Below are 658 nucleotides of genomic sequence, written 5' to 3' on the forward strand. Positions count from 1 at the left end.
GCGCCTTGCCTTTCCTTGCTCTGTCCAAAGCGTTGTTAACGGCATCGTAAACAGCGACTACGTCATTGCCATCCACGGTGATTCCGGGAATGCCAGCTCCTTTGGCTTTCTCTGACAGCAAATCTGCCGCACATTGCAACTGACGAGGAACGGAGATCGCCCACTGGTTGTTGTTAACGACAAACACTAAAGGTAAATGCCATACGCCCGCGCAGTTAATGGATTCCAAAAAATCGCCTTTGGAGGTTGCCCCATCAGCCACACGGTACCAAAGCCGGCGTCATGATTACCTTGAATTTTGAGCGCGGAGGCAACGCCAACGGCGTGCGTGCATTGGGTGGCAATGGGAACACAGAAGGGTAAATCAGCGCAGTGTAAGTGACTTTCTTCGGGACAAAAATCGCTGCCGCGTTCATCTCCGCCCCAATATTGCAGGTTTTTCTCCATGCCAATACCACGAACCCACATGGCGGGCATGTCTCGATAGTAAGGAATGAATACGTCAGAAGGTTTGAGCGCGTGACCAATGCCAACCCCAAATGCTTCAGAGCCAAGGTGGGATGGGTAGGTGCCAAGTTTCCCCGTTCTTTGTAGCGCCACCGCTTTATTGTCGTACGCTCTGGTGATGAGCATGTCGCGGTAAAATTGGACAAGACGC

Annotated in this window: 1 pseudogene; it reads right to left on the reverse strand. The window is 52.1% G+C overall.

What is annotated here, in order from left to right:
• Window positions 1–658: pseudogene (locus tag CIK04_RS28725) on the reverse strand (thiamine pyrophosphate-dependent enzyme); the annotation flags it as partial.

The organism is Vibrio sp. 03_296 (assembly GCF_002265885.1).